The 6,454-nt window shown below is 71.1% G+C and carries 9 protein-coding genes; 5 read left to right on the forward strand and 4 right to left on the reverse strand.

What is annotated here, in order from left to right; translation table 11 throughout:
* Positions 1-21 precede the first annotated feature (21 nt).
* Complete coding sequence (locus tag CH341_RS26480) at positions 22-768, reverse strand: hypothetical protein (RefSeq protein WP_111421957.1); 747 nt, start codon at positions 766-768, stop codon at positions 22-24.
* Between the two features lie 235 nt (positions 769-1,003).
* Here CH341_RS26480 and CH341_RS26485 point away from each other — a divergent pair, with 235 nt between their 5' ends.
* The 3 genes from CH341_RS26485 to CH341_RS26495 all read left to right on the forward strand — a co-directional run bounded on the left by CH341_RS26485 (position 1,004) and on the right by CH341_RS26495 (position 2,806).
* Positions 1,004-1,693 carry a hypothetical protein gene (locus CH341_RS26485; RefSeq protein ID WP_146604633.1) on the forward strand — a complete coding sequence of 230 codons (690 nt, stop codon included), beginning with the start codon at positions 1,004-1,006 and terminating at the stop codon, positions 1,691-1,693.
* Positions 1,690-2,316, forward strand: coding sequence for a hypothetical protein (locus CH341_RS26490; RefSeq protein WP_111421959.1), 627 nt, complete (start codon positions 1,690-1,692; stop codon positions 2,314-2,316). Before CH341_RS26485 ends, CH341_RS26490 begins: the two co-directional genes overlap by 4 nt.
* A gap of 94 nt (positions 2,317-2,410) precedes the next feature.
* Positions 2,411-2,806, forward strand: coding sequence for a VOC family protein (locus tag CH341_RS26495; protein WP_111421960.1), 396 nt, complete (start codon positions 2,411-2,413; stop codon positions 2,804-2,806).
* 315 nt (positions 2,807-3,121) lie between these two features.
* Here CH341_RS26495 and CH341_RS26500 read toward each other — a convergent pair whose 3' ends face one another.
* On the reverse strand, positions 3,122-3,598 hold the full coding sequence (locus tag CH341_RS26500; RefSeq protein ID WP_111421961.1) for a hypothetical protein: 477 nt from the start codon (positions 3,596-3,598) through the stop codon (positions 3,122-3,124).
* A 33-nt stretch (positions 3,599-3,631) separates the two neighbouring features.
* Complete coding sequence (locus CH341_RS26505; RefSeq protein ID WP_111421962.1) at positions 3,632-4,237, reverse strand: hypothetical protein; 606 nt, start codon at positions 4,235-4,237, stop codon at positions 3,632-3,634.
* 202 nt (positions 4,238-4,439) lie between these two features.
* On the opposite strand from CH341_RS26505, the gene CH341_RS26510 reads away from it, so the two are divergent.
* Both CH341_RS26510 and CH341_RS26515 read left to right on the forward strand, forming a co-directional pair.
* Positions 4,440-4,658 carry a DUF1328 family protein gene (locus tag CH341_RS26510; RefSeq protein ID WP_111421963.1) on the forward strand — a complete coding sequence of 73 codons (219 nt, stop codon included), beginning with the start codon at positions 4,440-4,442 and terminating at the stop codon, positions 4,656-4,658.
* A 51-nt stretch (positions 4,659-4,709) separates the two neighbouring features.
* Positions 4,710-5,705: an NAD(P)/FAD-dependent oxidoreductase gene (locus CH341_RS26515; protein WP_111421964.1), complete on the forward strand. Its 996-nt coding sequence runs from the start codon at positions 4,710-4,712 to the stop codon at positions 5,703-5,705.
* Between the two features lie 151 nt (positions 5,706-5,856).
* Here CH341_RS26515 and CH341_RS26520 read toward each other — a convergent pair whose 3' ends face one another.
* Positions 5,857-6,393, reverse strand: a complete 537-nt coding sequence (locus CH341_RS26520; protein ID WP_111421965.1) for a carboxymuconolactone decarboxylase family protein — start codon at positions 6,391-6,393, stop codon at positions 5,857-5,859.
* Positions 6,394-6,454: the final 61 nt, after the last annotated feature.

Here is a 6,454-nt window from a genome sequence, read left to right on the forward strand (position 1 = left end):
CGCGCGACGGCGGCGCCCGTCTCACCGCGTGAGCGACGGCTCGCCGCGGCGCCGCGCGCTGCGGCCGCGCGCCTCGTCGGCGCATTTCTCCACGTGGACGTCGCGGTTGATCACCTGCAGGTTGGGCATGCCCCAATAGGCGAGCAGGTCCGGCCACGGCGTGTCGCGGCGGTCGCGCCACACCTCGAACAGCGGCACCCGGTGATCGACCTCGGCGGTGCGCCACAGCCGCTTTCCGCGCGCCGCGCAGCGGCGCTGCTGCAGCTTGCGCAACAGCGCGACATGCTCGGTCGGCGCCACCCAGAACTGCCAGGCCACGACGCAGGCGGCGTGCCACTCGGCGTTCTTGTTGGGGCCGCGATCCCACAGGTCGACGTGCCAGCCGAACCGGTAGACCGGCTGGCCGCACACGCAGCAGCGTCCGCCGCCGGGCGCGAAGGCGGGCTCGCGATAGGGCGCCGGTGGGGTGCGAAAGCTCGCCGGCAGGCCGCGGGCGCGGTCGGGTCGCTTGGTGCCGGTCTCGGCGATCCGCCAGGTCCAGCCCTCCGGCGTGCCGCTCTTGGCCGCCAGCGCGCGGGCGAGGCGGTCGGCGCGCAGCGGGTGGGCGCGCCAGTAGCCGTCGATCGCCATGCGGGGCAGCGGCGGGATGAACGGGCGGGCGAGCGCGCGGTCCAGCACCGGCACCGGAAAGATCTCCGGCAGCGCCTTGCGCAGGCGCGCCAGCGACCTCTGGTTGCGCTCCTCGCGCCACGCCGACGCCCCCGCCATGCTCCGCCGAATCCCCCTGGTGACCGTCCGCGAATCGTAAGCTCGCGACCGTAAACGATTCGGTGGCGGGCCCGCGTCCGGGCGGGCGGCAGACCTTGCCCCGCGGAGGTAATTCCTGCCGCGGCGCGGCGCCGTACAGGCTGCCGAAAGCCCTGGGACACGAGGACTTCTCGCGATCGCCGCAGGGCACGGATATTGCTGATCGGTGTCCGGACTGTTTCTGGAGTACCCGATCATGAGTGTGTCCGCCGTCTCGGCACCGTCCTACGCCCGTTCGTCGCCTCCGGCCGGCGCGACCGTCGACAGCGCCGCCGGCGATCCGGCCGACAGCTTTGCGACCGCCCTCGCCGCCAACGACGACACGGCCGGCGTCACCACGCCGTCGTCGACCGCGACGCGGTCCGCCACCGACTCGCCGACCGTCGTGATGTCGCGCCGTGACGGCACGGTCGCCTATGCGATCGATCCGTCCCGTGTGCGGCGCCTCGCTCCGCCGACCCGCGAGGGTGTCGCGACGCTGACGACGGATCTCGCCACGGAGCTCGATGCCGCGTTCGCGAAGGCCGGTCTCGCCACTGATCCGCCCGTCACGTTCACGGTCGACGACACCGGCGTCCATGCCGAAGGCGATCGCGACGACCTGGCGGAGATCGATGCTTTGCTGGCCGGCGACGTCGATCTGCGCCGGTCGATCCGGATGGCGGACGCGATCGCAGCCCAGGCCTACGCGCTGGAGACCACGCCGCCGGAAGACTCCTATCGGGGGGCAAGCGATCCGCAGGTCGCGGTCGATCGTTTCATCCGCATGATGGAGTCCCAGAAGGCCACCACCACCATGGCCTTCGTCTATCGGGGTGGCAGCGTCGCCGTGACTGCGAACGGCGCCGCCTGGCCGTCCGCCGAGGCACAGGAGAGCCGATCGTGACCGTTGCGTTCGTTTCGGGAGCCGCCGCGACAGGCGAGGTCTCCAGGCCCGCCGAGGCCCGGCGCCGGGGTGACGGCTTCGGCGAGATGCTCGCCGCGACGGCGGCCTCGAGCGACGTCTCGGGCGCCGGCAGGGCGGCCGCGACGGGCTCGTCGACGTCGCGCTCCTGGGCGCTCGACACGCCGCTGCTGCCGCCGACCCGCGAGACCGTCGAGATGCTCGCCTCGGAGCTCGCCGCGAGCTTGAAGGACAAATTCGCCAAAGCCGGCCTCGCCGAGAATCCGCCCGTCACCCTCAGGGTCGACGACACCGGCGGCATCCACGCGACGGGAGATCGCGACGATCTCGCCGCCGTCGAGGGGCTGATCGCATCCGATCCGGCGCTGCAGCTGACCATCCGCAACACCAACGCCATCGCGTCACAGACCCGTGCGTCGAACGCCGAACGCACGCTCGCGTTTCAGCAGGCCTATCGGGCGAGCTCGAATCCGGCCGCCGTGGTGGCGCAGTTCGCCGACGTGTTCGCGTCGCCGGCCCATGTGGCGATGTCGCTCGTCTTCGGTGGCGGCGCCGTCTCGGTCGGCGCGGACGGCGCCACCTGGATCGCCGGGCGGGGCGCCTGAGCCGGTCCGCACCCGCCGACGCTCCTGTCCCACGTGACGCCGGTCGCCGCTGACCTTATGGTGGCGGCCCCATCCCTCCATGCCGGAGCATCCCATGGCCGCCATCGTGTTCGACCACGTCCATCTGCGCAGCACCGACCCGGAGGCGATGGCGCAATGGTTCGAGCGCATCCTCGGAGCCGAGATCCTGCGCAGCGTCGAGCAGGGCAAGCCGCGCATCGACCTGAAGCTCGGCGGCGCCAAGATCTTCATCGCGCCGGTCACGCCGGGCGACGGCGTCAATCCGCCGCCGGCGCTGCCGTGCCGCGGGCTCGATCATTTCGGCCTGCATGTCGAGAACGTCGACGGCGTCGCGGCCGAGCTGAAGCAGAAGGGCGTCGTCTTCACCAAGGAGCCGCACTCGCCGCGTCCCGGCATCCGCATCTGCTTCATCCGCGGCCCCGAGGACGTCTCCATCGAGCTTCTGGAGCGCAGCCCCGTCCCGGCCTGACCGCTCCCCGAGCACGTCGCAGCAGCGGGAGACAAATCCGAGCGCCGCGTTCATTGACGCTGCGGCGGCGTCCGGGAACGCTGGGCGCTTCCGCTGTCGCGAGGACCGCCCCATGACGCTCGGTCTGTCGATCGAGGCTTTCACGACCCTGCATGTGGTCATCAGCCTCGTCGGCATCGCGACCGGCGTGGTCGCGGTGGCCGGCATGGCGCTCGGCCGTGCCTTGCCGGGCTGGACGGCGGTCTTCCTGGTCACCACGGTGCTGACCAGCGTGACCGGTGCCGCGCCTGCGGACCTGAGCGTCCGGCGCCGCCGTCAAGGTACGTCCTCGGCGGCGGCGAGACGCTTGCGCAGGGGCTCGTCGAACGCGGCCGCGCCCTGGGTCGGGGGCCGCAGCAGCACGGCGGTGTCGGCGGGCGCCAGCCGCGCCATGGCGCGGGCGATGAACCGGTAGGCCTCGGTGGTCGGCCCCCAGGTGTGGACGAAGTCGATCGACAGCCAGCAGGTCTGCGCCATCGCGAGCCGCTGCAGCGCCGGGTCGGCGATGCGGCCGGGAGCCTTCGACACGTCCGAATAGCGTCCATGGGCGCTGTGGATCGTGAAGAACCCGGCGGCGCCCGGGACCAGCGACTTGACGATGGCCTGCTCGGCGACCTCGGGCCCGTCGATCACGAAGCTGCCGTCCTCGCCGTGCGGCCGGAAATGGCCGGGAAAGGTTTCCGCCAGCGCGGGCCGCAGATGGAGGGCTCGGGGCGGAACGTGGGTGCGCGAGAGCGCGACCAGCATGACCATGGGAAAACCTCGGCCCTCGGGCCGTGACCGGCATCATGCCGGGCCTGCGTCGGCTCGGCGGGCGGCGCCCGCGTGCTTGCCCGGCGAGCCGGCCGGCAGCGGGCACGCCTCGAGCAGCGGTGCGAAGGCCGCCGCAGCGCCGACGATGCGGAACTCGCCGAAGGTGCGACCGCCGAACGGCGAGGAGGTCCGGACCAGCAGCATGCTGCCCGGCGAGACATCCGCGACGAACTTCGCGACGGCCTGCGGCTCATTGATGTGGACGGTCTTGTGGTCCTGCAGGAAGCTCACCTCCGCCTCTGCGCCGAGCCGGTCGTCGACCCGGTACGCCAGGGTGGAGTTCCGTTCGGCGCCGACCCGCAGGCCGAACTCGAACTGCACGTAGAGCCGGCCGCGCGAGCAGATCAGTGAGACGGCCGCCGGAAAGGTCTGCAGGCCCTTGGTGTTGTTGGTGACCCGGGTGATCACGCTGGCCGACGTGATCGGATGCCCGGTGATGCGGTCGATCTCGTGCTCGACGCGCCAGCTTCCGGAGGTGTCGTCCGGCCGCGCCTTCACCAGCGAGCGGTCGTGCTCGAAGCAGCCCGAGACCGCCAGCGCGGCTGTGCCCGCGAGCAGAACTCCGACCCAGGACCGCATGATGGCCTCGTACGCATCAACGCAACCTCATCGTGGCATGCTCGCGCATAACGAGCAATCTCGTACTAATCCGAGGGTGCATAAATTTCTGGCACTCGCCCCGCCTGATCCGGCCGCTCGGCCGAGGACGCACGATCAGACGCGCCAAGCCGGAACCCGGTGCCGCCCCGGCTCGTTCACGCCGAGCCAAGGGAGACCCGAGATGCTGAAATACGCCATCCTGCTGCTCGTCGTTTCGCTGATCGCCGGGGCCATCGGCCTGACCAACGTGTCGCGCATCGCCAAGCGCATCTCGATGGTGCTGTTCGCACTGTTCTTCCTCGGATTCCTGGCGCTGCTCGGCTTCGCCTATCTGCTCGGCGAGGCGTTCGAGGCCGGCCGCGCCCTGGCGCCGGCCGCCCAGGCGGTGCTGACCGCCTGAGCCAACGCGCCGGCTTGCATCGGGTGCGGCCGCCGTCGTATCGCTGCCGCCATGCGCGAGGTGGAGACGATCGTGGTCGGCGGCGGACCGGCGGGCAGCACCTGCGCCCGGCGGCTGCGGCAGCTTGGCCGCGACGTGCTGGTGCTCGACAAGGCCCGTTTCCCGCGCCTCAAGCTGTGCGCCGGCTGGATCACCGAGAAGGTTCTGCGCGACCTCGAGATCGGGCCCGGCGACTATCCGCATCCGATGCTGCCGCTCGACATCCGCTCGCATCTTCGCGGGCTGCCGTTCGGCCTCTCGTGGTTTCCGACGCCGGGCAAGAACTTCTCCATCCGCCGCGTCGAGTTCGACGCCTGGCTGCTGGCGCGGTCGGGTGCCGAGGTGGTGCAGCACGATGTGCGGACGGTTCGTCGCGACGGCGCGCGCTGGATCGTCGACGACGCCTTCGCCTGCCGCTGGCTGATCGGCGCCGGCGGCACCATGTGCCCGGTGCGGCGCGCCCTGTTTCCGAACCAGCGGCCGAAGTCGCGCCAGATCGTCACGCTGGAGAAGGAGTTCGCCTATCCGTCGCGTGAGGAGGCGTGCCGGCTGTATTTCAAGCGCGGCCTGGTCGGCTACGCCTGGGTGGTGCCGAAGGGCGACGGCCACGTGAACATCGGCCTCGGCGCCAAGGCGAAGTATCTGCGAAAGTCCGGCACCAACATCCACGATCACTTTCGCGCCTTCCTGGACGACCTGGTGCGCGAGGGGCGGCTCGACGCCGCGACGGCGGACGGCCTGCAGGAGACCGGGCATCCGTATTATCTGTTCACCCGCGACGGCGAGGTGCGCCTCGACCACTGCCTGCTGATCGGCGATGCCGCCGGCCTCGCCACCATGGATCTGGGCGAGGGCATCGGCCCGGCCGTCGAGAGCGGCCTGATGGCGGCCGACGAGATTCTCGGCCGCGGCACCTGGGACAAGAGCAAGGTCACGCTGTTCTCGCTCGCCGGCCTGGCGCAGCGCTTCATGCGAGCCGCCAACCGGCGCCACATGCCGGCGGCGTGATCAGGCCTTCGGCGGCTCGATCGTCGTTCCGGGACGCTGCGACGCAGCGGACCCGGAATCCAGCCGTGGACACCGAGTCGATCGCTGGATTCCGGGTTCGCGGGCCTTGCCCACGCCCCCGGAATGACCGTAACTGTTCCGAGAGACGTGATCAGGTCTTCGGCGGCAGGCCGATCCCGAAACCCTGATTGATCGCCGCGAACATCTGATAGAAGCCGGACAGGACGACGATCTCGACCAGGCCCTCGGGCCCGAAGGATGTTTCGATCGCCGCCTGCAGATCGTCCGGCACCTCCTGCCACGTCAGAGTCTTCGCGAGCACGGCGTGGACCAGGTCGTAGGGCGCCGGCAGGGCGGTCGCGTCGCCCGACCCGACCGCGTCGATCAGCGCCTCGGGCAGGCCGGCGGCGCGGGCGTGCTCCACGTGGTCCTGCCACTCGAACGCCGCGCCGGTCGACTTCGCCACCGTGAGCACGACGAACTGATAGACGTCGCGCGGCAGCACGCCCTCGAACTTCAGGAAGAAGCCGAGCGCCTCGATCCGGCGCGCCAGCTCGGGATGGTTCAGCAGCGCCAGATACGGCCCGCCGAAGTGCTCGCCGCGGGCATTCCGCCGCGCCGCCATCTCGTCGTACAGGGCCTTCGCGGCGGGCGGCAGCGCCGCGGCATCCATGGTCAGCACGGTCATGGCAACCTCATCCTGTGTCCGATGGATCCCCTCGGTCATTCCGGGGCGGCGCGCAGCGCCG

Origin of the sequence: Rhodoplanes roseus, assembly GCF_003258865.1 — a bacterium.
In the GTDB taxonomy this organism is placed as follows: Bacteria; Pseudomonadota; Alphaproteobacteria; order Rhizobiales; family Xanthobacteraceae; genus Rhodoplanes; species Rhodoplanes roseus.